The 21,406-nt window shown below is 41.8% G+C and carries 22 protein-coding genes; 18 read left to right on the top strand and 4 right to left on the bottom strand.

Annotated elements, in window-relative coordinates; translation table 11 throughout:
- Window positions 1–20: 20 nt before the first annotated feature.
- Window positions 21–680: a DsbA family oxidoreductase gene (locus ACZ5AE_RS18345; RefSeq protein WP_464573660.1), complete on the bottom strand. Its 660-nt coding sequence runs from the start codon at window positions 678–680 to the stop codon at window positions 21–23.
- A 242-nt stretch (window positions 681–922) separates the two neighbouring features.
- On the opposite strand from ACZ5AE_RS18345, the gene ACZ5AE_RS18340 reads away from it, so the two are divergent.
- The 3 genes from ACZ5AE_RS18340 (at window position 923) to ACZ5AE_RS18330 (ending at window position 2,613) form a co-directional block, all read left to right on the top strand.
- Window positions 923–1,045, top strand: a complete 123-nt coding sequence (locus tag ACZ5AE_RS18340) for a hypothetical protein (RefSeq protein WP_464566042.1) — start codon at window positions 923–925, stop codon at window positions 1,043–1,045.
- 113 nt (window positions 1,046–1,158) lie between these two features.
- A complete protein-coding gene (locus ACZ5AE_RS18335) occupies window positions 1,159–1,419 on the top strand; it encodes a CGCGG family putative rSAM-modified RiPP protein (protein WP_464566041.1) in 261 nt (86 codons plus the stop codon).
- Between the two features lie 99 nt (window positions 1,420–1,518).
- The gene (locus ACZ5AE_RS18330) at window positions 1,519–2,613 is read left to right on the top strand and encodes a PrsW family glutamic-type intramembrane protease (protein WP_464566040.1); all 1,095 of its coding nucleotides are present in this window, start codon (window positions 1,519–1,521) and stop codon (window positions 2,611–2,613) included.
- A 252-nt stretch (window positions 2,614–2,865) separates the two neighbouring features.
- On the opposite strand, the gene speD is transcribed toward ACZ5AE_RS18330, so the two are convergent.
- On the bottom strand, window positions 2,866–4,176 hold the full coding sequence (gene speD, locus ACZ5AE_RS18325) for an adenosylmethionine decarboxylase (protein ID WP_464566039.1): 1,311 nt from the start codon (window positions 4,174–4,176) through the stop codon (window positions 2,866–2,868).
- A gap of 704 nt (window positions 4,177–4,880) precedes the next feature.
- Between speD and ACZ5AE_RS18320 the strand changes: the two genes are divergently transcribed.
- Window positions 4,881–5,186, top strand: a complete 306-nt coding sequence (locus tag ACZ5AE_RS18320; RefSeq protein WP_464566038.1) for a BC1872 family protein — start codon at window positions 4,881–4,883, stop codon at window positions 5,184–5,186.
- A gap of 176 nt (window positions 5,187–5,362) precedes the next feature.
- On the opposite strand, the gene ACZ5AE_RS18315 is transcribed toward ACZ5AE_RS18320, so the two are convergent.
- Window positions 5,363–6,256, bottom strand: a complete 894-nt coding sequence (locus ACZ5AE_RS18315) for an aldo/keto reductase (RefSeq protein ID WP_464566037.1) — start codon at window positions 6,254–6,256, stop codon at window positions 5,363–5,365.
- 174 nt (window positions 6,257–6,430) lie between these two features.
- Between ACZ5AE_RS18315 and ACZ5AE_RS18310 the strand changes: the two genes are divergently transcribed.
- From ACZ5AE_RS18310 to ACZ5AE_RS18275, 8 genes are all read left to right on the top strand, one after another.
- Window positions 6,431–6,571 (top strand): hypothetical protein, encoded by a 141-nt coding sequence (locus ACZ5AE_RS18310; protein WP_464566036.1) that lies wholly within the window; start codon window positions 6,431–6,433, stop codon window positions 6,569–6,571.
- 285 nt (window positions 6,572–6,856) lie between these two features.
- Window positions 6,857–7,051: a hypothetical protein gene (locus ACZ5AE_RS18305; protein ID WP_464566035.1), complete on the top strand. Its 195-nt coding sequence runs from the start codon at window positions 6,857–6,859 to the stop codon at window positions 7,049–7,051.
- A gap of 32 nt (window positions 7,052–7,083) precedes the next feature.
- Window positions 7,084–7,662, top strand: a complete 579-nt coding sequence (locus ACZ5AE_RS18300; protein WP_464566034.1) for a DUF2087 domain-containing protein — start codon at window positions 7,084–7,086, stop codon at window positions 7,660–7,662.
- Window positions 7,663–7,726: 64 nt separating this feature from the next.
- Window positions 7,727–8,962 carry an MFS transporter gene (locus ACZ5AE_RS18295; RefSeq protein WP_464566033.1) on the top strand — a complete coding sequence of 412 codons (1,236 nt, stop codon included), beginning with the start codon at window positions 7,727–7,729 and terminating at the stop codon, window positions 8,960–8,962.
- A gap of 118 nt (window positions 8,963–9,080) precedes the next feature.
- Window positions 9,081–9,203 carry a YjcZ family sporulation protein gene (locus ACZ5AE_RS18290; protein WP_213119029.1) on the top strand — a complete coding sequence of 41 codons (123 nt, stop codon included), beginning with the start codon at window positions 9,081–9,083 and terminating at the stop codon, window positions 9,201–9,203.
- 111 nt (window positions 9,204–9,314) lie between these two features.
- Complete coding sequence (locus ACZ5AE_RS18285) at window positions 9,315–10,037, top strand: ZIP family metal transporter (RefSeq protein ID WP_464566032.1); 723 nt, start codon at window positions 9,315–9,317, stop codon at window positions 10,035–10,037.
- Between the two features lie 207 nt (window positions 10,038–10,244).
- Complete coding sequence (locus tag ACZ5AE_RS18280; protein WP_464566031.1) at window positions 10,245–10,772, top strand: N-acetyltransferase family protein; 528 nt, start codon at window positions 10,245–10,247, stop codon at window positions 10,770–10,772.
- A gap of 228 nt (window positions 10,773–11,000) precedes the next feature.
- A complete protein-coding gene (locus ACZ5AE_RS18275) occupies window positions 11,001–11,513 on the top strand; it encodes a DUF3231 family protein (protein WP_464566030.1) in 513 nt (170 codons plus the stop codon).
- A 62-nt stretch (window positions 11,514–11,575) separates the two neighbouring features.
- Here the strand turns inward: ACZ5AE_RS18275 and ACZ5AE_RS18270 are convergent, their stop codons facing one another.
- A complete protein-coding gene (locus ACZ5AE_RS18270) occupies window positions 11,576–12,688 on the bottom strand; it encodes a CdaR family transcriptional regulator (RefSeq protein WP_464566029.1) in 1,113 nt (370 codons plus the stop codon).
- Between the two features lie 145 nt (window positions 12,689–12,833).
- On the opposite strand from ACZ5AE_RS18270, the gene ACZ5AE_RS18265 reads away from it, so the two are divergent.
- The 6 genes from ACZ5AE_RS18265 (at window position 12,834) to ACZ5AE_RS18240 (ending at window position 21,376) form a co-directional block, all read left to right on the top strand.
- A complete protein-coding gene (locus tag ACZ5AE_RS18265) occupies window positions 12,834–13,997 on the top strand; it encodes a glycerate kinase (RefSeq protein ID WP_464566028.1) in 1,164 nt (387 codons plus the stop codon).
- Window positions 13,998–14,104: 107 nt separating this feature from the next.
- Entirely contained in the window at window positions 14,105–15,073 is a 969-nt protein-coding gene (locus ACZ5AE_RS18260; protein ID WP_464566027.1) for a 2-keto-3-deoxygluconate permease, read from the top strand.
- A 237-nt stretch (window positions 15,074–15,310) separates the two neighbouring features.
- Window positions 15,311–16,573, top strand: a complete 1,263-nt coding sequence (gene larA, locus ACZ5AE_RS18255) for a nickel-dependent lactate racemase (RefSeq protein ID WP_464566026.1) — start codon at window positions 15,311–15,313, stop codon at window positions 16,571–16,573.
- A 277-nt stretch (window positions 16,574–16,850) separates the two neighbouring features.
- Complete coding sequence (locus ACZ5AE_RS18250; RefSeq protein ID WP_464566025.1) at window positions 16,851–17,666, top strand: formate/nitrite transporter family protein; 816 nt, start codon at window positions 16,851–16,853, stop codon at window positions 17,664–17,666.
- Window positions 17,667–17,924: 258 nt separating this feature from the next.
- A complete protein-coding gene (gene fdhF, locus ACZ5AE_RS18245; RefSeq protein WP_464566024.1) occupies window positions 17,925–20,897 on the top strand; it encodes a formate dehydrogenase subunit alpha in 2,973 nt (990 codons plus the stop codon).
- Entirely contained in the window at window positions 20,897–21,376 is a 480-nt protein-coding gene (locus ACZ5AE_RS18240) for a helical membrane plugin domain-containing protein (protein WP_464566023.1), read from the top strand. The genes fdhF and ACZ5AE_RS18240 overlap by 1 nt, the downstream gene beginning before the upstream one ends.
- The last annotated feature ends 30 nt before the right edge of the window (window positions 21,377–21,406 follow it).

The following is a 21,406-nucleotide window of genomic DNA, read 5'->3' as shown; positions in this document are numbered from 1 at the left end:
GGCACATATGGCTACCTAATCTATTTTTTTGGAATTTCGCAGCCGTTCTCGTCGCAGCTTGGACCGCCGTCCTGGTCACCTAAATTCGTAATGTCTGATTCCTCTGCTTTAATCTGATTCAAAGCTTGGATAAATGTTTCGGTCGGCTGAGCACCAGTTAGCGAGTATTTTTTGTTGAATATGAAAAATGGTATGCTGCGGATACCGTATTGGGCGGCGAGCCCTTCGTCTTCGCGGACTTCCCCACTCATGTCAGTGCCTGACAGCATTTCTTTTACTGCCTCGCCGTTTAAGCCAACCTCTTCAGCCAGCTGTACAAGTGTGGCATGATCCCCAATATGCTTGCCTTCCGTAAAATAAGCACGTAAGAGGCGGTCGGTCATTTTATGCATGAGGCCCTGTTTGTTGGCAAACATAACCAATCGGTGTGCATCAAATGTGTTGGTCAGAATTTGTGCATCTTGATTAAACTCCAGTCCAACCTCGGCAGCCATTTTTTCTAGATTTCGACTATTGGCTTTTGCCTGCTCTATACTCATGCCATATTTTTTCGATAAAGCTTCGTAAATATTGTAGTCTACATCCCGTTTCATCGTTGGATCGAGTTCAAAGCTGCGATAAACGACCTCGACAGGAAAATTTACTTTCTGAATAGCGTCCTCCAGACGCTTTTTGCCAATATAGCAAAATGGTCAAGCGAAGTCAGTCCACATTTCAATTAACATGGGTATACCTCCAAGTTTACATATTGTATTAAAACTATATCAGTTTGCAAATAAGGAAGCAAAAATACCGCTTATGAACAAGTGCATCTGTATACCTAAATAGCATAGCCTTCAAGAAACAACGCAAAATATAAGGGAAGTGCCAGATTGGCATTATTTTTAGTATGACTATATGAAACGTAAAGGATGATGAAAAAATGTCTAAAAAGAAGAACAAGCAAAAACAAAATAATCCTGCAATGCCGAAAACCGATGTAGAATTTGCCCAAACCGGACTTGAAAAGGTAGCATTACAGGCTTTAGAAAAAACAAAAAAATAACTTAAAAAGGGGCGCTGCAAGAAAGCCGCCCTTTTTAAATTGATTTTATGCGTGATGAAAATCACCTCTTGCCGGAGACGTTCATTTTAAAATAAAAGCAAGAGGTGATGTAAATGGAAAAGAATTGGTCAATCTCATTAGAGCATGAGGATTATGAACATGATAAGGAATTGGTTATTGCGGATGCCATTGATGCTGTTAAGCAGACAGCAAAGGGGTTTTATGTGAATGTCGTCACGCCTGCCGGCTTTGGAAACCCTGATGAATATTTAACAAAGGAGCTGTTTTCCAGGTTCGGTGCGGAAATTGATGTGAAGTTTATCGACCAGTGCGGCTGCGGAGGTTATGTGTTGCGGGTTTGGAAAAGAGTTTAGATAAATAATTCTCATTATAATTTTGTATGCAGTTAACGGGCATAGTAAAAACATGTTAAACATCCAATTTCAGTCATTTTATCAAGAGGGGGATGCTAATTGAATTGCCCGGACTGCGTTTATTCGAATCCGGAGGGGGTAAGATACTGCCTCAACTGCGGAAAAAACTTTAAACTGGGTGGGAATACGGACCCGGATCCAGACAGTTTATTTTACGAGTTTGCCTCTTACGTGGATGCAATGCCGAAGCAGCTGCGTTCGGTAGAACCAAAATTTCAAAACATTTTTTCAAGGGTGTTCCGAAAGCATAGTACACTGGAGGCGGACAGGCTGTTCATCGTTGGTACAGCCATTACAACGCCGAAGATAGAAGAAGTAAAGGAAACTTGGCCAAAGCCTTGGCTTTTTGCAAGAGTATTTTTGATTGGACTGCTTGCATTCTTAGGCATGCATATAGGCGTCACCGTGTTCCATAATTTTAACTTTTTACCGGGTCTCATCATTATTGGTGCTTTTGCAGTTCCTATTACGACGCTGATGTTTTTTTGGGAAATGAATGCTCCGCAAAATATCGCTTTTTACCGGGTCGTTTATGTGGTCTTGATTGGCGGCATTCTCTCGATGCTGGTTGCACTGTTGTTTTTTAATCTTGTAAAAAACAATATCAACCCCATCACCATTGGTATTGTGGAGGAAGTGGCGAAAGTGATGACTGTGATTTGGTTCGTTCGAAACCACAAATACAGGTACATGCTAAATGGGCTTTTGGTTGGGGCAGCAGTGGGAGCAGGCTTTGCAGCGTTTGAAACAGCGGGCTATGCACTAAGAAGCCTGTTAACAGGAGGGAGTTTCGAACACCTTTATTCGACTATACTCTGGCGCAGCGTTTTAGCTCCCGGCGGACATGTGGCCTGGGCTGCATTGACAGGTGGCGCTTTCTGTAAAGCACAAGGGGATCAAAAATTTGAACTTTCACTTTTGGTTAAGCCGTACTTTTTATTTGTTTTCCTTCTAGTTGTAGCGATGCACGCATTGTGGGATACACCGATTAAAGGCATGTCCCCATTCGGACATATTTTTCTTATGGTTTCTTCATGGGTTGTCGTTTTCTTAATGATTCGCAGGGGCCTAAAAGAAATTGCTAATAAAAAATGGCGAATTGCGTATGAACCGACACAGCCAACAGAGCCTTAAGAAATGATTGATTGAGGCATATTTTACGAGTAGTGTCTTGTTGGAATGGTATAGGAAAGGCCATATTTTACCCGAGTAATTTGAAATATTGAGGGACGGTAAAAATAAGGTGTGATTTTACCCGTCTTGTGCCTAATATAGAGGGAACGGTAAAAAACAGACTCGGTATTTACCTATTCCTTTCAACAAATAAAAGTATGAAATAAAAAATGCGATTGCAGATGAGGTCAATCGCATTTTTTATTCCCAGTGTTAAATATTACCGATTTCTTGCTGATAAAATTCATGCAACTTAAGATTATTTTTGGTGTTAATAATCAAGCCTGTATTGGGAGACTGGAACTTTGGGGGCAGGTGAAACAATGGCTCCGTGTTTGTTGCAATAGCTTCATGTGGAACCGAAATTTGAGGCCATTTTTTCATGAAATTGCCGCGACCCGCCAAGTGAAACCCCCACATTCCAAAAGATGGAACCACTGAATAAAATGCTTCTGTGTTGAAGCCAGCAGCCTGTAATGTTTTTGCGATGCTCCAATAGACGCGGGGCGTATCCTCTGGGGAGGTTGACTGGCATGCGATGATGCCATCAGTGTTTAAGTGCCGCCCGACTTGTTCAAAAAGTTCTTTTGTATATAATAAGCTGGTTTCAGTATCAACTGGGTCTGGAAAATCAATGATGATGACATCATATTCTTTCATTTTGCCCTTTAAATAAAGCTTCGCATCCAAAATATGAATCTTCAGCCTGTTATCTTTCAAAGAACCCTCATTAACATCAACAAATGCTGGTTCATTTGTAGCAAGCTTGATAATCATCGGGTCAATTTCAACTAGGTCGATATGAACGACATCATGATATTTAATGACTTCCCGAACGGCAAGGCCATCCCCGCCGCCCAATATCAGTACCCGTTTCCTTGATTTTGCGAGTTCCATCGCGGGCAGGACCAAGGCTTCGTGGTAATGTCTTTCATCCAGCGAAGAAAACTGGAATTCTTCATTTAGGTACAATCGAAGGTCCTTTGCCTCGACAAGCAAAATGTCATTGAGCTCACTCGTTCCATGGTAGAGGATATGGTGCCCTCCATTCTTAATTTCCTTAAGAATTTTCATGTCCCATGCATTTCCCGGGCGTCTGTTGGCTAAGGGCCTTGGATGTGGCTCTTTTAAATATTTAGGAGAAATCTGCCTTTCCATCCCTCTTTCAATTTCAATCACAGTGGCCCGCCCGGCACCGATTTTTCTAAGGAATTTTCTTAAGACAGGCCAAGCATCCTGAGGGGAGCAGGTATATAAATCAAAGGCTGCATACGCGTATTCGGGCCAGGTATGAATGGAAAAATGGGAGGTCGAAATCGCGATGATTCCCGTTACTCCTTGAGGTGAAAAGGCATGAAAGTAAGCCAGTAGAATTTCCAATTCCAGCTCATGGAGTGTATCAAGCATCAAGGTTTTTAATTCATCAGCGTTATTTAAGAGCTCCGCCCGACAATCGTAGGCATCCACGATGAGGTGTTGACCTTTCATCTCCATACTTCCAGCCCTTTCTCCATTTTGATTCATTTTGTTGTTTAAAAAAAATTTTCATAAATAAGGTATGTGAATGTAATTCGGGAAGTGATAAACATGCAAAATCGAACAAGCAGAAAAAAACAGAGAAGTGTTCTCATGTAAGTCCTATGCTATGAGGCCAAAGCAAGCGGGAAAAACCAAAGAAGTGTCCTCATGAAAGGTTCATGAGGACAAAACAAACAGAAAAACCCAGAGAAGTGCCCTCATGAAGGGCTTATGAGGACAAAGCAAGCAGAAAAACCCAGGGAAGTGTCCTCATGAAAGGTTCATGAGGACAAAACCAGCAGAATAACTCAGAGAAGTGTCCTCATGAAAGGCTTATGAGGACAAAACAAGCAGGAAAAACAAGGGAAGTTCCTCATGAAGGCTTATGAGGACAAAGCAAGCAGAAAACCCCAGGGAAGTGTCCTCATGAAGGGCTTATGAGGACAAATCAAGCAGGAAAAACAAGGGAAGTGTGCTCATGAAGGGCTTATGAGGACAACAAAAAAGGCAGAAAAACAAGGGAAATGTCCTCATAGAAAGACCCATGAGGACAAAAAAAGCAGAAAAACCAGAGAAGTGCCCTCAAAACGTCCATAGGGATAGTCAATAAATTAACAAGATCAATCTAGCGTGTGTGAAAATTGATACAGGCTTCAGCACATGAAAATGGTAAAATAGGAAAATCAATTTAGGATAGGGAGCTAGAGGCTATGAACAAAACTGAAATAATTGCGCGCAGAATACTAGGCTGGAAGTTAAATAGATGGGATCGATGGTATGATTTTGAAAAGGGAATTTTCATATCAGTAGATGAGTTTCAGCCCGAGCAGAACCTAGAGCACGCGATGCTAATCGTTGGAAGATTGAAAGAGTTGGGATTTACATATAAAACAGACGGGAATTGCCAGGCGTGCTTTAATGATGTTTGTGAAACCGGGAATACGCTGGCAGCGGCCATAACCGAGGCAGCCTTTGCAATCGCTGATAATAGTTCGGTTCCGGATGAATGGCTATAATTTATATAATGATATTATGTGAACTTAAACCTGTATATTAGCGACCGAATTGTTCACACATTCGGTCGCTGCAGCCCGGTCTGCTTTTTTGGCAGAAGCTCGGTTCAGACATCATGAATAATAGAATAAATGCCAGGTACCGTCCGAAAAAGGCAAGCTGCCTGGCACTTTTATCTTTAAATAATATCCAGGGGGACTTTGCTTACGGGTGCAGGGAAAACCTCTTCAAGTCTAGCTAATTCCTCTGTTGTTAATTCAATACAGGCAGCCGCCGCATTTTGCATGACGTGTACAGGTTGGACGGCTTTTGGAATGGCAATCACCTGATTGGAACGGATACACCAGGCTAGCACAATCTGCAATGGCTGCACATTGTGACTGTGTGCAATATTGAGAATGGTAGAATCACACAGCAGCTGTCTTCTTAAGGAACCTCCCTGGGCGATCGGGCTATAGGCCATTATGGGCATTTGATGCTTCCTTTGCCATGGGAGCAAATCAAATTCAATTCCACGTGAGCCTAAATGGTATAAAACTTGGTTGATTATACAATTTGTCCCGTTGGCGGCCGAAACTAGCTCTTCCATATCATCCGTGTCAAAGTTGGACACACCCCAGCGCTGAATTTTTCCCTCTTTTATTAGTTTCTCCATTCCTTCGATGGTTTCCTCAAGTGGAATTCGGCCCCGCCAATGTAACAGATATAAATCCAAATAATCTGTTTGCAGCCGTTTTAAACTGTTTTCACAGGCTTCGGCTATTTTATTTTTTCCAGCGTTATGAGGATAGACCTTGGAGACTAGAAAGACCTTCTCCCTGAGTCCTTTTATAGCTTCTCCGACAACTCGCTCTGCACCGCCATTACCGTACATCTCAGCCGTATCAATTAACGTCATGCCGAGTTCAATTCCAAGCTGGAGGGCTTTTATTTCCTGCTCTTTTGCACGGATGTTTTCTCCCATATTCCAAGTTCCCTGTCCCAAAACCGGTACAGACGAACCATCAGGAAGGGGAATTACACGCTTATTTAGGGTTTCCCTGATTTCAGATATTTTCCTGCTTTCAACCATTAAACCCGCCTCCTATATCCAGCTTTCATATAGAAAATAATACCATATTAACTAGTAATACGACCGGTCGGAAGTGGTAAATTTAAAAATAAAAATCTCAAAAAATATGCACGTTTTTTAACAATCGTCATATATTAGCTTCTGTGTGAGAAACTACGCAGGAAGGAAGTATGGATGATGAAAAAAAGCCAAGTATTAACACCAATCAAGAACAAGGGCAAAGATCTTGGAAATGGCGGATTTAAGATCGTTGAAATCAATGTGACTGACCCGTCTGAAAATTTATTTGCTGTGTGTACGCCTGTTAAAAAATAATAAAAAGACTATCCAGAAAAACTATCTTTTTTGTAAAAATACATAGAAAGATAGTTTTTTTTAGTTAATAGGATGTTAGAAATTTCAACTGCGCCTCTGTCTTCGTTCGATCGGACTCGCCAATCTGCGAGTTTTTATTTATTTCTCCTAATTTAGTGTTTTTCATATATGTAAGCGCATACATTGGTATTGAGCAATGGAGGTGATACCTTTGATGTATATTTATGGTAATGACTATATTAAGTATTTAAACGATGACAGCGCAGGACATTTGACCTACGATCAATGGAAAATAAAAAAGAGTCAACAGGACACCGATCAATGTGTTTCATGCGGAGCGGTAAAGGAACACTTACAGCCTTGTCCGAAATGCAGACATTAACTGTTATGTTTGAAAAATCCACCAAGCGGTGGGTTTTTTTATTTGCTAAAAAAGCCACTGGCTTATTGCAAATGAATCTAAATTCGAATAATATCTAATTAGATAATTATTAAAGTAGGTGTATGCAAACATGCAATTAAACAAAATCGTGGAATTTCATAAAGCCCTTGGTGACCTTACCAGAATCAAGATTATCGCTCTGCTGCAGCAAGGCCCTTTGCACGGTCAGGCGATTGCCGGAAAGCTGGGACTTAAACCGCCAACGATTACCCATCACATGGCCAAATTAAGAGAGGTGGGGTTGATCAAGGAGCGGCGTGATAAAAACACCATCTATTTTTCTCTCAATACAAAAATATTAGAGATGAGTGCCAAGGCGATATTGAAAGTTGGTACGGGAGGGGGAGCAGAAATGGAAATGTCAGTAACTGCTGATGAAAGGGAAGCAATTATAAAAAATTTCTTTACCAATGAAGGTAAATTGAAAACCTACCCAGCGCAGCGAAAGAAAAAACTTGTCGTGCTTGAGCATATGGTCAAAGGACTGGAACTGGGGAAAGTTTATCAGGAAAATGAAATCAATGAATATTTAAAACAATACCATGAGGATTATGCAACGTTACGGCGTGAACTGATTATGTGCCAGTTTATGTATCGTGAAAATAATCAATATGAGTTAAATCCAGTTGAGGTATGGTGGTTGAAATAAATTTTTTTACACATCTAATTAGATGGTTATGAAATTAGGTGACAGTGAAAGGAGTTCCTGGGAGATGGCTCTTGCCTTTATAAAAAAGGAAAAACAATACCAGAAGTTATTTCTGGCTGGAATCGTGAATGGAATCGGCGACCGCTTTAGTTCTGTTGCTGTCTTAGCTCTTGCGATCGAATTAACAGGGTCAGGCTTTGCAGTCGGCATGACGCTAGCGATTCGGCTGTTGCCCTTTGTTATCTTCGCGCCAATTGGGGGCAGGCTGGCAGACCGTTTTTCAAGAAGAACCATTTTAGTGGCAACAGACCTCATCCGCATCGTGTTTGCTTTATCGTTTCTATTAGTTCATGGGAAAGAGGACCTTTGGATTGTTTATGTAAGTACCTTCATGTTAGCGGTGGGCGAGGCTATTTATGCGCCAGCGAGAAAAGCAGCGATACCGCTGCTTGTCAACAAAGCCCATCTGATAAAAATAAATAGTCTGGAACAAGTATTGGTTGGGATTGTATTAATCGTCGGCGCCTTTTCAGGGGGGATTGTTTCTTACCTATTTGGGGCCGGATTAACCTTTTTGATTAATGCGGCCTCTTTTTTAGGTGCAGCAATTATCATTTCTTCCATCACATTTCCTGATGACAACTCCCTTCAGGATGAAAAGCAGTATCAAAAGGAAAAGCTGATTCCAACCATAAAAAAGGTAATTTTATTGTCCGTCCCGGTCCAAATTCTTCTTTTCTGTGAAGTGGTTATTGCGTCTATGAACGGCATTGATAATGTGCTGATTACCGTGTATGCCATAAAGGAGTACCATTTGGGTGATATAGGTGTAGGGCTCTTTTATGGGGCGTTGGGGATTGGTTTAACGTTAAGCTATTCTGTCGCCAACCGTCTGCGAAAAAATATTCTCGGGATTGGGTTGGCCTGTCTCATGCTCGAGGGGGCTTTCCTTATAGTATTGAGCCAAACCCATTATATAGCCGCAGCGTTTCTTGTGTTTTGCGCGTCTGCTTTTATGTCGGGGATTGGGAATGCCTGTTTTGATACTGTTCTAATGAAGGAAATTCCTGAGGAACACCAGGGAACAATGTTTGGGTTATTAGCATCCATTGGCAATCCATTATTAGGTGTTTCGATGCTTTTATCAGGGGCCGCTTTAGAATACCTGACCCCGCGAACCTTGGGGTTAATTGGCGGCAGCGCGTATATGTTCATCGCCATTTTCCTGATGGTCTTCCTTTCTATTAAACGTGTGCGGGAAAGGGAAACCATACCGAGTCCGCCATTTTTGAAAAAATAAGCGATTGTAAACCGAGCGGTGACAAACATCCATTTTTAAAAAGCTCGTATTTTCGCATTTACGTTTATGGTCAAGGCTGCATAAGAATAATTAAACCAATTAGAGAGGTGACTTCATTATGTGCGGCTGGTGCGGTTGCGGTGGTTATGGCTATGGTTTCGGGTATGGCGGCTTTAGCCCATTTGTATTAATAGTTGTATTGTTTATTCTTTTAATTATCGTTGGGGCTAGCTTTTATTAATTATAAGTAAAAAATGAGGTGTTCTTTGAAAGCACCTCATTTTTAATTGGTAATCTTTTTTCAGAGCGGTGAATACATAATGAGGAATAAACAAAAAAGGGGAGGATTATCTTGACCACAACTGTGTTGCTCGTTGTTTTAATCTCATCTCTTGCCTATATTCTTGGCGGATTTCTAGTTTTATTAAGGAAAAATTGGTCGGAAAGAACCTTATTATCACTGGTTGCTCTAAGCGCTGGATTGTTATTATCAATTGCTCTTTTGCATTTAATTCCACACGCTCAAGAAGACTTTCATGACAGCAGTTTGTTTGTAATGATTGGTTTCCTGATCATGTATTTTATTTTTCTGCCAGGGTCATTTAATCAGAAAAATGGAATAGAATATGGCGGGAAGTCTAGTGTAACGGGATTAACAGTGGGTATGCTGCTCCACAATTTATTTGAGGGATTATCCATTGGTATCAGCTATTCTGCCTCTTTTGAATTAGGTATTTTTGTTACCATTGCATTGGTGATCCATAAAATACCGGAGGGACTGTCCTATACTTCGGTCATGCTGGCCTTTTTAAATGGTCGTAAAAAAACAGCCATTTATCTTGTCATTCAGGGACTTTTCACCTGGGTGGGAGCAGGAAGTGCGGTTTTGCTTTCAGAAGTGAAGGATTTTCAAGAAACAATTGCAGCTATGTGTTTATCTGTAACAGCTGGGATTTTCCTATATCTTAGCGGGTCCATGTTATTGCCCTTAATTAATCGGGGAACCTTTAAAAGCACGCCTCTTTTCTTTATTGGTGGAATCTTGCTATTTTTTATCATACATAGTGTGGTCTAGCGCCAGGTGCAGGATCCCAAAATTGAACAATTGATAAAGTCGTAAAGAGCTGCGAAAGCAAGCAACTCTTTTCTTTTTTAGGAAGAGACTCTTAATTAGTCGAAATAGAAAAAATATGTCAGATTTTCTGACAAAGGAATATATAAACAACCTATATATTTGATACATTTGATCCATATTTTATAAATAGGGATTTGGGGGATTTTCATGGAAAATGGTGTAGGTGGTAGTAAAAATTTAAAAATAGAGAGATGCGTCTCTATTGAAGAACATTTGAACGAACTATCAGCACTTCTCACCCAGGTTGTTCGGGATGGAGCTTCGATTGGATTTTTACCGCCATTAAAGGAAAACGCGGCAAAGAAATATTGGGAATCTGTCTTAAATCCAAAGGTGATCTTATTTGTTGCTAAGATCAATAATATCATCGCCGGAAGTGTTCAATTACATCTATGTTCAAAGCAGAACGGCAAACATAGGGCTGAAATTGCCAAGCTCATGACTCATCCGAATTTTCGCCGAATTGGTATTGGGCGTTACCTAATGGAGAAGGCTCATGAAACTGCCATTCAAATGGGGAGAACTCTAGTTGTGCTTGATACCAGGGAAGGTGATCCGTCTAATAGACTTTATACTTCTCTTGGTTACATTCAAGCTGGTCGGATTCCAAACTTTGCAATGTCTGAAAATGGGAAATTAGATGCAACGATTATATACTATAAAAATCTGATTTAAAAGTTTGAGGTAACAATGGGGTGAAAGACTTTCTTCGCTCCTTTTGTTTAAACTAAAAGAAGACTCACTTTCACTAAAATAATGAGGCAAAGAACCGTCCCCGTGCATCGTTTTAAATAAAGTAAAAATCATCGTTAATTTTTCAGATTTTGGGAAACCTATTGGATGTGCTTTAGGAAAGGTGGCACGAATATGAATAATTTTTCCAATAATTTAAGGAGGATTGCGATGGGAATTTTAAGTGGAAATCCAAAGGAGGAGCCGATGCACTATGGCGAAGTATTCGATCTTTGGGCATCAGTTCTAGTTGGTAATGGCAAGATTGCAGGTTATCAAACGATGATAAACCATACAGGGGACGATGATTTAAAGAAATTATTAAAAGAAGCAATTGAGCTTTGTCAGCAGGAAAAGAAACAAGTGGAAGAACTTTTAAAAGAAAATGGAATTGGGTTGCCTCCAGCGTCACCCGAACCTCCGGAAGCTTGTTTAGAAGATATTCCGGTGGGAGCGCGCATTCCAGATCCCGCTATTGCAGCTGGTCTTTCTGCCGATATTGCAGCGTCATTAGTGACTTGCAGCCAAGTTATAGGTAAATCCATTCGGGAAGATATCGCCATGATGTATGTTCAAATCCATAACCAAAAGGCAGCGCTTGGTGGTAAAGTTCTTCGGTTAAACAAAGAAAAAGGCTGGCTTATCCCGCCTCCGTTACATCCAAATAAACAGGGTGACTGTTAAGAATATTAGGATGAAGACAAATTTGTCTCCATCCTTTATTTCATCATTGTTAAGTTAATGAACTATAGCCTGGATTCCGGTCTATCCAAGTTCAATTTTTTAGTGGTCCAGATCGCCAGCTGCAAAGTCAGAGCATCCCTAAAATCTTTGGGATCGTACCCTGTTTCTTCTTTAATTTTATTTAACCGATAAATTAATGTATTTCGATGGATAAAAAGGGCATCAGCTGTGTTTTGGATGTTTAGATTGTGATCGAAAAACGCTTCCAATGTCTCCAAGTAGCTTTTCAATGTACTATTCATAATTCGTTTAGAGAATTTTTCTGCATCTTCCCACTTGGTCTTATAGATAAGGGCTTTTGATTCGACCTTGGAGAAGGGGACGATTTCCAGCTTAATATCGGTAATATCGAGCGCGAGGTCACAGTCCAAATAAGATTCATGAAAATTCTTTATATCGTAAAAAGGAGTGCTGAATGATAGGCGGTGGGAGACCTTAAGGCGCCTCAGTTCATGAGCAATCCTATCAAACACTTTTGATGTTTCAGTCAGGGTGCATTCCGAAAAGGCGATAAAAATTCTATTTATGTTAATGAAGCCAATAATTGCATTTTGTCCACTAATCGTTAATTCCAATTGTTTTATAAGCGTATTGTTAGAGATGGAACGCTCGTTCATTTGGATTATGCATGAAATAAAAGGGGGATGAAGCTGTTTATCCAACAAACTTAGTCCCCGTTCAATATTAGTAATAGACGGTACCGATTTTAGCAATTCTTCTAAAATCATATCCTTGGTTCGCTGCTGCCATTCAAGCTGCGTGGAAATATAATTTTGCATGATCATGAGCTCCGTTGTCATTTTGACTAATCCTCCGAAATCCTGTGTTTCGATAGGATTTCCGGTAATGCCTATGACTCCAACGATGCTGTCTTTAAACACGATAGGCAGATTTATTCCCGGCTGAGAACCTTTTAATCCTCTTGCCTGCTCCTCTGAAATAGTTACTGTTTTACCGGTCTTTAAGACTGCTACAGCTCCTTCATGAATATCTCCTATTCTCGAAGAATCCCCGGAAGCAATGATGATCCCATGTTCATCCATTATGTTTATATTGCGATCAAGGCGAAGCGAGGTTTCCTTTACAATGGTGGAAGCGATTTCCTTTGTTAACATAATTCCTCCAATAAATTAGTTATACCTAACAAAAAACAATATATTTTTTTTGATATTTTTGTTTATTATACACGATGAATTACAAAAGTAGAAAAAGTATAATAATTCTATAAATTTAATGAAAACGTTTTCCGAGGAGGTTGCCATGAAAATAGTAATCGCCCCTGACTCTTTTAAAGGCAGCATGAGTTCAGTAGAGGCAGCAAGCTCAATTGAAAAAGGAATTCTCCGAGCGTTCCCTGCGGCAGAAACAGTCTTATTGCCCGTTGGCGACGGCGGAGAAGGCACATTGGAAACGCTTGTATCCGCAACGAACGGAAATACTGTTCCGGTGAATGTTACAGGTCCTTTAGGGGACAAGGTTTCAGCAGAGTACGGTGTTTTGGGTGACGGTGAAACATGTGTAATCGAAATGGCAAAGGCATCGGGACTTGCACTTGTGCCGCCATCTCAGTTGAATCCGTTAAAAGCAACAACCTACGGAACTGGGGAATTGATTAAACGGGCACTTGATGATGGATACAAATCCTTCATTCTCGCAGTAGGCGGTTCAGCCACTAATGACGGAGGAGCTGGAATGCTGCAAGCTCTTGGCTTAAAACTTCTAGATGCAGATGGCACTGAGATTGGCTTTGGCGGTGGAGAACTAAGAAAAGTTGCAATCATCGATATGTCATTATTTGATACGAGAGTTGCAGATTGCAAGTTTCTTATCGCATCAGATGTCCAAAATCCTTTAATTGGTCCCGATGGTGCATCTAGTGTCTTCGGACCTCAAAAAGGAGCATCACCAAATGATGTGGATTTTCTTGATGCATGTTTATCTAATTTTGCAGATGTCATTGAAAAAACAACAGGGATCCATATTCATAATCTTCCCGGATCAGGTGCGGCGGGAGGGATTGGCGGTGCTTTTCAAGCCTTTTTCCCATCCAAGATGAGACGAGGTATTGATGTGGTCATTGAGTATACCCGGCTGAATCATCTGGTCGAGGGTGCGGATCTTGTCATTACGGGCGAGGGAAGAGTAGACTTCCAAACTGCTTCCGGTAAAACTCCAATGGGAGTGGCACAGGTTGCACAATTAAAAAATATACCTACAATCATTCTGGCAGGTTCTGTTGGTAAGGGTATTGATGCGCTTTATCAATATGGCGTTGTAAGCGTTCAGAGTATTATTAATCGCCCGATGGATTTAAATGAGGCAATGGAAAATGCAGGAGAATTAACAGAATTTGCCGCAGAGCAAATCGTTCGATCGTTTTTTTATCAGAAGAAGCTGATTGAAAACCAAGTTAAGAATGGTTAAAAAGTAAAATCAGTTGATAATTCTAAGTTCAATTGCTTTTCGAAGATTCACTTTAGTGTTTGTCATTGCAAGTAATTAATATTATCCTAGAGAGGAGCTTTAAATCTATGAAAATCAAAGCTACACTTGATAGAATTCCTGGTTCGATGATGCTGTTCCCCCTGCTCATTGGTGCAACACTAAACACGCTATTCCCAGGCACTCCTACTTTTTTCGGGTCATTCACCGGGGCACTTTGGGGAGGAGCAATGCCAATACTAGCAGTATTCTTCTTCTGCATGGGTACAACCTTAAGTTTTAAAGCTACACCTTACATCGCCAAGAAGGGCGGCGCGTTACTATTAACCAAAATTGGTGTGGCAGCCATAATCGGTATCATAGCGGCACAGTTTATCGGTAATGGAATGGTCCTTGGAGGATTGTCAGTATTGGCGATTGTTGCTTCCATGAATGATACAAATGGTGGTATGTACATGGCGTTGATGGGCCAATTCGGTAAAGCTGAGGATGCCGGTGCATACTCTATCATGTCACTTGAGTCCGGTCCTTTCTTGACAATGGTTTCTCTAGGTCTTGCCGGCCTTGCTGGTTTCCCATGGCAAACGATGGTTGGCGCGATTTTACCAATGGTTTTAGGGATGATTATTGGAAACTTGGATCCGGATTGCCGTGAGTTTTTCGGAAAAGCAGCTCCTGTTTTAATCCCTTTCTTCGCATTTGGACTTGGCGCCGGGCTGGATTTCAACAAAGTCGCAACTGCCGGTTTAACAGGAATTTTATTAGGTATTGGTGTTGTAGTTATTACTGGTTCAGCTTTATTCGTTGTAGACAAATTGACAGGCGGAAATGGAATTGCAGGACTAGCCGCCGCTACCACTGCAGGTAATGCTGCTGGTGTTCCTGCTGCCGTTGCTGCTGCCAACCCTGCTTATGCAGAGGTTGCTGGGTCTGCAACAATCATGGTAGCAGCGAGCGTCATTGTAACAGCAATTTTATGTCCAATTGTTACTGCATGGTATGCAAATAGACTTAAGAAAAAAGAGCAATTTAAACTTCAAGTGAACAGAGCAAGTTAACGATATCTGGAAAATCATCCGTTATTCAATATGGATTAATACTTGATCAGCATTAATTATGCTTTAAGGTGTTTAACAAAAGGCAATGTAAAGCAACGATAAACCCCTGAGAGCGATCTCAGGGGTTTGGCAGTTAGGGTGTCTTCTCCTAAATGGAGATAAATAGTTTGAAATGCCGACCTAACTGGCAGCACGATAGCATTTCCTGAAAACATTTGCGAAAGAGAGTGTATAGACATGAAAACAAACCTGTTGTACGGCCAAAACGGACTTGAAATTGAAGTCCCTGATCATTCATTTGTTGTAGAACCAAAAGATCTGCCTGCGATGGAAAATGAACGGGAAGCGATTAAACAAGCATTAAGGAACCCAATTGGAACCCCGTCCTTAAAAGAGATGGTCAAGTCTACAGATACGGTTGCCATTGCAATCAGCGATATTACCAGACCAACCCCGAACCATATTCTTGTCCCGTTATTAATTGAAGAATTAAGCCACGTTCCATTGGAGAATTTTGTTGTCATCAATGGAACAGGGACTCATCGCGATCAGACCAGAGAAGAGTTTGTGCAAATGCTCGGTGAATGGGTTGTCGATAATATCCGAATCATCAATAATAACTGTCATGATAAAAGCACCCAGGTAAACATCGGACGAAGCAAATTTGGCTGTGATGTGTATCTCAATAAAGACTATGTCGAAGCCGATTTCCGGATTGTAACTGGATTTATTGAACCTCACTTTTTTGCTGGATTCTCCGGAGGGCCAAAAGGAATCATGCCAGGCATTGCCGGGATTGATACGATTATGACCTTCCACAATGCCAGAATGATCGGCGACCCGCTGTCAACATGGGGAAATATGGTCAATAACCCAGTCCAGGACATGACAAGGGAAATCAATGGACTTTGTAAACCACACTTTATGTTAAATGTTACACTGAATAAAGAAAAAGAAATCACAAACGTATTTGCAGGAGAGTTATACGAAGCCCATGACAAGGGATGTGCTTTTGTAAAGGAACATGCTATGGTCCGATGTGATGAGCGGTTTGATGTAGTCATTACCTCCAATTCTGGATATCCGTTGGACCAGAATCTTTATCAGGCCGTCAAAGGGATGAGCGCTGCACAAAAGATTGTTAAAAAAGGCGGGGCCATTATTGTTGCTTCAGAATGCTCTGATGGACTGCCAAGTCATGGGAATTATGCAAAAATCTTTGAGTTCGCAGACAGTCCGCAAGGCTTACTTGACCTGATCAACAATCCTGAATTTAAAATGTTTGACCAATGGCAGGTGCAAAAACAGGCGGTAATCCAAGTTTGGTCAGATGTTTACGTCTATTCGAAGCTAACAGACGAACAAGTCAAGGGTGCCATGCTTAAACCAACACATAATATTGAGAAAACACTTGAAGAACTTAAACAGGCATATGGAGAAAACATGACTGTGGCTGTCTTACCGCTAGGGCCGCTGACAATTCCATATGTTGAAGAGTAGTAGTTTGAAATAAAAAAAGTCACAAAATGTTCACAAAAAATAACAAATATGTTATCTTATAAAATGTTATTAGAAATAGAATGTTCATTGATGAAATGTAACATGATGTCGCACTTTCATTCTGTTATTCTATTTTTATAGTTGGCGGGAAGGATTTCTAGTATTTTTAAATGCTTAGATATTAGCCCATCATAAACGGTTTATGTGAATTTGTTTGCATGAAACCGCTTTATGGTGGGCTATTTTTATTGAAAAAATACATAATGGAGGAAAATATATGGCATTTCATAATCCTGATCAAATTGCCCGAAAAGTAGTTGAAGCTGGCGCGAAAAAAGCAGTAATGCCGATTCGTCATGCCCTGCTGTTAGGTTTCTTAGGAGGAGCGTTTATAGCATTGGGCTTTCTATTAGACATACGTGTAATTGGCAACTTGCCAAAAGAATGGGGGTCATTCGGCTCATTTCTCGGCGCTTCGGTTTTTCCGGTCGGCCTCATGCTGATTATTATTGCCGGCGGCGAACTGCTCACGGGAAATATGATGGCCTTGCCGATGGCAGTATTGGCTAAGCGGGCAACAATCCTGCAACTAATGAGGAATTGGCTGCTGATTGTTGTTAGTAACTTTGTCGGTGCTATCTTTGTAGCTTACTTCTTTGGCCATGTGGTGGGCTTGACAGAAACAGGACCATTTTTGGAAAAAACAGTGGCAATCGCCCAAGCAAAAACAGGCGAAACTTTTGTTCAAGCATTAATTTCTGCAGTCGGCTGTAACTGGCTGGTCTGTTTGGCGGTGTGGATGGCATTTGGTGCTGAAGACATTGGTGGAAAGATGTTTGCAATTTGGTTCCCTATCATGGGATTCGTTGCAATCGGTTTCCAGCACGTCGTGGCCAATATGTTCGTGATTCCAGCCGCCATTTTTGCCGGCAGCCTCAGCTGGACCGATTATTTTAGTAACTTTGTACCGGTATTTATTGGCAATGCCATTGGCGGAGGAATTTTCGTCGCCTTGATCTACTGGATGGTATATAAAGAGACATTACGGACTAATGCTTCACATGCATTAAACAACATAAAAAAGGCCGTTTAACAATCTAACTTGCTTTAGTTCGCAAAAAATATAAATTTATGATATATTCATAGTGTTAATGTTAAAATTAGTGAAGAAGGCATTGAAATCAGGTAACAGTTGTTGCTTTGATTTCCTGCTTGTCACAGATAATATGGCGGGAATGATCGCTAGTATATAAAAAATATGCTCAGAAATTCTCCCCCCATGAAACGGTTTATACCAATTAGGTATAGCAACTGTTTTATGGGGGTTTTTTGTGTTTAGGAGGGACGTATTTTGTCGGAAAAAGTGAATGTGTTTATTAATGGAACCGCGCGTGAGATTGAGGCGGGAACTCGAATCTTGGATTACCTTATTTCACAGGATATCCAGCATCCACATGTTTGTTATTCAGAAATTCTTGGTCCAGTCCAAAGCTGTGATACCTGTATGTGTGAGGTGAACGGCACGATTATGCGGGCCTGTTCGACTGTCATGGAGGAAGGGATGAATATCCTGACAGCATCTGAGGTGGCGAAAAAGGCGCAGGAAGAAGCGATGGACCGGATTTTGGAAAATCACTTATTGTACTGTACAGTCTGCGACAATAACAACGGCAATTGCCGTGTCCATAATACAGCGGAAATGATGGGAGTCGAACATCAAACTCGTCCCCACCGCTCAAAGGGATATGAAGTGGATATGTCCCATCCATTTTACCGTTATGACCCGGACCAATGTATCTTGTGCGGACGCTGCGTGGAAACCTGTCAGGACCTGCAGGTCAATGAAACATTGACGATTGACTGGGAGCGCCAGCAGCCTCGTGTGTTGTGGGATGGGGGAAAAAGTATCAATGAATCTTCCTGCGTTTCCTGTGGACAGTGTGTCACGGTTTGTCCATGTAATGCCTTAATGGAAAAATCGATGCTTGGAAATGCCGGATTCATGACCGGAATCGAAGATGACTTACTGACGCCGATGATTGACCTTGTCAAAGCGGTGGAGCCGGATTACCAAACCATCTTTGCTGTATCCGAAGTCGAAGCAGCCATGCGTGACACACGCATTGAGAAAACAAAAACAGTTTGTACGTTCTGCGGTGTCGGCTGCTCATTTGAAGTCTGGACAAAAGACCACGAGATATTAAAAATTGAACCATCTGAAAATGCCCCAGTCAACAGCGTATCTACGTGTGTGAAAGGGAAATTCGGCTGGGATTTTGTCAATTCAAAAGAGCGGATTACCACACCATTAATACGTAAGGGCGATGTGTTTGTTGAAGCCTCTTGGGATGAAGCCTTAGATCTTGTGGCTGAAAAATTAGGCGGCATCAAAAATATGTACGGAAGCGATGCATTAGGATTTATTGCTTCTTCAAAAATCACTAATGAAGAGAACTACCTGATTCAAAAATTAAGCCGTCAGGTATTTGGCACCAACAACGTGGATAACTGCTCCCGTTATTGCCAATCGCCGGCGTCTTGGGGCTTGCAGCAAACAGGCGGCATCGGCGGCGATTCTGCAACAATTCAAGACATCGCCGGCGCAGGACTGGTGATTTTGGTCGGCTGTGCGCCGGCAGAGGGACATCCTGTTCTTGCCACACGAATTAAAAGAGCACATAAGCTTCATGGACAAAAGCTGATCACCGTTGATGTACGCAAACATGAAATGGCCGACCGTGCCGATTTGTTTGTACGTCCAAGACAAGGTACGGATTATGTTTGGCTGTCTGCTGTAACAAAATACATCATTGACCAAGGCTGGCATGATGAAGAGTTTATTCAAAAGCATGTGAATCATTATGATGAATTTATAAACATGATTGAGCCTTATACTCTTGAAGAAGCAGAAAGAATGACCGGTATTTCACAAAAGGCATTAATCCAAATGGCGGAAATGATTCGGGATGCAGACGGAACCGCAATTTGCTGGGGTATGGGTGTAACGCAAAACATCGCCGGTTCTCATACATCTGTTGCCATTGCCAATCTTCTGCTTTCTACTGGAAATATGATGCGCCGCAATGCAGGGGCATTCCCGCTTCGTGGACATAACAACGTACAAGGTGCTGCTGACATGGGCACGATGCCAAATATCTTCCCTGGCTATCAGCAAGTAGCAAACGACGAAGTTCGTACAAAGTTTGAAAAAGCTTATGGCGTAACACTACCTGCAAAGCCTGGTCTTGATAATATTGAGATGCTTGAAGCAATTGATAAGGGCGAATTGAAAGGAATGTATATCGTCGGGGAGGACATGGCATGGGTGGATGCCGATTCCAATCATACTCAAGCAATGCTTGCTAAACTCGATTTCCTTGTCGTTCAAGAAATTTTCTTAACGACAACGGCTCAGTTTGCAGATGTGATTTTACCAGGCGTGCCTTCCCTTGAGAAAGAGGGTACATTCACCAATACAGAGCGCCGTGTCCAACGATTATACCAGGCATTGGAGACAACTGGTGACAGCAAGCCTGACTGGTGGATTCTACAGCAGGTGGCAAACCACATGGGCTTTAACTGGAATTATACCCATCCAAGTGAGATTTTTTCAGAAATGGCAAGCTTGACCCCGTTTTTTACACATTGTAACTACAATGTGCTTGAAGGCTGGAACAGCTTTACATGGGGATCGCCAGACGGAACGGACACGCCTGTTCTATACCTGGACGGCTTTAACTTCCCTGATAAGAAAGCTCGATTCGGCTTGTTTGATTACGTACCACCGGTGGAATTCCCGGATGAGTTTGACTTAGCTCTTGATAACGGACGTTTACTTGAACACTTCCATGAAGGGAACCTTACGCATAAATCAGAAGGGCTTCAGTACAAGTTCCCGAAAGTTTTTGTTGAAGTTTCACCAGAGCTTGCCAAAGAGCGTGGGGTGAAGGATGGCACGATTGTCCGTCTCGTTTCACCATATGGTGCGATTCGTCTTCCGGTTCTTGTAACAGACCGTGTTGAAGGAAAAACCGTGTATGTCCCAATGCACTCCTCAAGCCATGAGAGCGCCGTAAACTTGTTGACAGGCGGGGCGGTTGATGTTGTAACACATACACCTGCTTATAAACAAACAAAGGTGCGAATGGAAGTGCTGCAAACAGAGGGAGAAAATCCGCTGCCAAGATTCAACCCGCGCAACGCCACACGCACTCCGCAGATGGGTCTTGAAATCTACCGGAAATGGGAACGCGGCGATTACGTGCCGATTTCAAGTGTCAATGAACATGTACAGCCTGGCCTGTATGACAGGAGGAACGCATAGTGGCTCAGCCAATTAAAAGCATTAAAAAAGTAGAATTGACAGAAGAGCAACAAAAAACGCAATCCTTGGAGAGTCTTCTCTCCGAGGTTGCCCAAAATAAAGATTCCTTGCTGGATACGCTTCAACTGTTGCAAGAGCTTCACAACAGCGGTATTTTGGATGCGATGAACAGCCTTGTCAAAGCAAAAGAGCAAGTGGCAAAAATTGCGGTTGGCCAAATGACACGAGAGCCCGTTACGAATCTCATCAACAACGCAATGGCAGCAGGCGGCGCCTTGACGACGCTTAATCCCGAAATGACAAAAAAGCTGATGAATGGCGTTGCAAATGGTTTGGAAAAGGCCGAAAAAGGACTCCAAGCCAATTCGAAAGTAGGAATACTTGATTTATTGAAGGTATTGAACGATTCGGATATCAATAGGGCAATTGGTTTTGGTTTGAATCTCTTGAAGGGTGTCGGGGAAGGCTTAAAGGATTAAAGGAGGGGGAAACCCATTTGATGATTTTAA

This window comes from Neobacillus sp. S1227, from assembly GCF_055385255.1.
Note: the sequence above shows the minus strand (reverse complement) of the source record. Positions and strands in the feature narration are given on the sequence as shown.